Origin of the sequence: Flavobacterium sp. ACAM 123 (genome assembly GCF_000264055.1) — a bacterium.
In the GTDB taxonomy this organism is placed as follows: Bacteria; Bacteroidota; Bacteroidia; order Flavobacteriales; family Flavobacteriaceae; genus Flavobacterium.
In genome coordinates this window covers 1-2,274 of sequence record NZ_AJXL01000205.1, presented here as the reverse complement: position 1 = coordinate 2,274, position 2,274 = coordinate 1, and the positions used below count along the sequence as shown (strand labels likewise).

The following is a 2,274-nucleotide window of genomic DNA, read 5'->3' as shown; positions in this document are numbered from 1 at the left end:
CTAACAGCTAGGGTTTCGTTGCGTTCGAAGAACGAACAATGAACCCGCGGTTGAACGGAACCGCTCTACTTCCGCCACTATGGGGATATCGATAAACAAGTTTAGGTAATTCAAGAGGACAAAGCGTCCTCTTTTTTTTTGAGCCGTAAATTAGGCTATTTTTATCGTGTTTTTCTTCACATCATCGCATACGTGCCCTACCCACAAAACTATTTTTTGCAGGGAGTAGATCTTTGGCTAATACCAAGATACCAAGCAGGCGGACCACGCTGGTCAAAAACGGCTATTCTATGCAAATTGCCTGTTTTGCAACAAGGACATTTGGGTAAAAAAGTCTTCTTCTCTACTTTTTCCAGTACCTTCACCTTTAGTTTTTCTTGTAAAACCTTTAATTTTCCCCTTTTCCAAGTGCTGCTCAAAAAGCCATAATGGCGTATTTTCACAAAACGTTTGGGCAAAATATGCAACGCAAACCTTCGGATAAATTCGGCGTGGTTTAAACTCATACTTTTCTTTTGCCCGTTGACCCGATAATCCTTGTAGCCAAAAGTTACATTTTGGTCATTTACACTTTGTATTCTATGATTACTTATGGCAATCTTGTGTGTGTATCTTCCCAGATATTCCACCACTGATTTAGGACTTCCAAAAGGCTTTTTGGTAAAAACAACCCACTGTTTCTCCCACAATTGTTTCTTGACTCTTGTATAATTATCCGGGCTTTTCACTTTTAAAGCTTCACAATATTTAGCCCTAAAAACCTTAGACAACGCCTTGACTGGAAACAAAAACTTACCATCAGCTCTTATATTTTTCCAATTGCCTTCCTTGTCGACCCCGCCGCCAGGCACAATGCAATGCAAGTGCGGATGCAGCGACAAATTTTGTCCCCAAGTGTGTAGAACTGCAATCATTCCAGTTTGGATTTCTTTGGCTTTGCCAAAACTTTTTAAAGTTGCCCAAGCGGTTTCAAAAAGGATGTCATAAACCAATCTAGGATCTTGCATGGCTAGAACATTGATACTATCGGGCAAGGTAAAAACTACGTGGAAGTACGGAACTGGCAAAAGTTCGCTTTGTCTAGCCTGTATCCAATCTTCTCGGTTTTTACCCTGACATTTGGGACAATGGCGGTTGCGACAAGAGTTATAGCTAATGCTGATGTTTCCGCAAGAATCGCAACCATCGATATGACCTCCCAATGCAGCAGTACGGCATTTTCTTACGGCAGATAAAGTTCGTAGTTGCCAAGTGTTTAGCCCCAAGCTTTCAATGTTTTGACCCAGTTTATCCAGTATATGAGCTACTTCGTGCTGCACTTAGCAAACAAGGTATCAAGTGGACTAAAGGCTTTTATGGTGTCGAGTTGCGCAATTTGTAAATATTCCATCGTCGTCTCGATACTTTCATGTCCCAAGAGATTTTTTAGACTGATGATATCGAGTCCGTCCTCGAGTAAGTGTGTCGCAAACGTATGTCGAAGCGTATGCACGCAAACATCCTTAGTTATTCCTGCTGATTTACTAGCTTGCTTAACTACCCATTGTACGCCACGCTGTGAATAACGGCTGTCAAAATCTCCTCCTGCTATGCCTTGCGGTTGACCGTTGAAGAGATACGTTTTAGGTTTCTCCGCTTCGATATATACTTTTAGTACCCGCATAAGGTGTTTGGATAGCGGTACATAACGGTCCTTTTTTCCTTTTCCCTGAACTACTTTGAGTTGTTCACGGTCAAAATCAAGATCTTGTAAGCGTACACTTCGCGCTTCCATACAGCGTAAGCCACAACCATATAAAAGTCCTATGAGTACTTTGTGTTTGAGTAAACGGCAATTTTTTAGTAGCCGCCAAACTTCTTCTTTACTGAGTACTGTGGGGAGTTTTTTGTCGTGTTTTATAGAGGGTAAATGTAGGTATTCATAAGGCAACCCTTCAGATTTTAAAAGAAACCTGAGTCCGTAAACACAATGTTTAAAGTACGTTTGTGAAGGTGTTTTGGAACGCTTTTGAAGTAGAAACAAGTATTCTTGTACTTGTTCTACATCAAGCTCTGTAGGGATTTTTCCAAAATGCAATGCCATAGCGGCAACATGCTGACCGTAGTTTCTACAAGTACTTTCACTTCTACCTAGAACTGACATTGTTCGCTTAAAGCGATGAAATAAATCTGGGAAACGTGGAACTTCTGCGATAGCTCGATTGATGATAGTAACGTATTTAACTACTTCATCTTCTTTTTTTTATCATTGTAAATAGTTTTATATATATTTAC

Annotated in this window: 2 protein-coding genes; both read right to left on the bottom strand. The window is 40.5% G+C overall.

Annotated features, from left to right (window positions below):
• Positions 1-209: 209 nt before the first annotated feature.
• Positions 210-1,319: an IS91 family transposase gene (locus A3SG_RS0118185; protein WP_016991417.1), complete on the bottom strand. Its 1,110-nt coding sequence runs from the start codon at positions 1,317-1,319 to the stop codon at positions 210-212.
• Entirely contained in the window at positions 1,304-2,143 is an 840-nt protein-coding gene (locus tag A3SG_RS0118180) for a tyrosine-type recombinase/integrase (RefSeq protein WP_016991416.1), read from the bottom strand. Before A3SG_RS0118180 ends, A3SG_RS0118185 begins: the two co-directional genes overlap by 16 nt.
• Positions 2,144-2,274 lie beyond the last annotated feature (131 nt).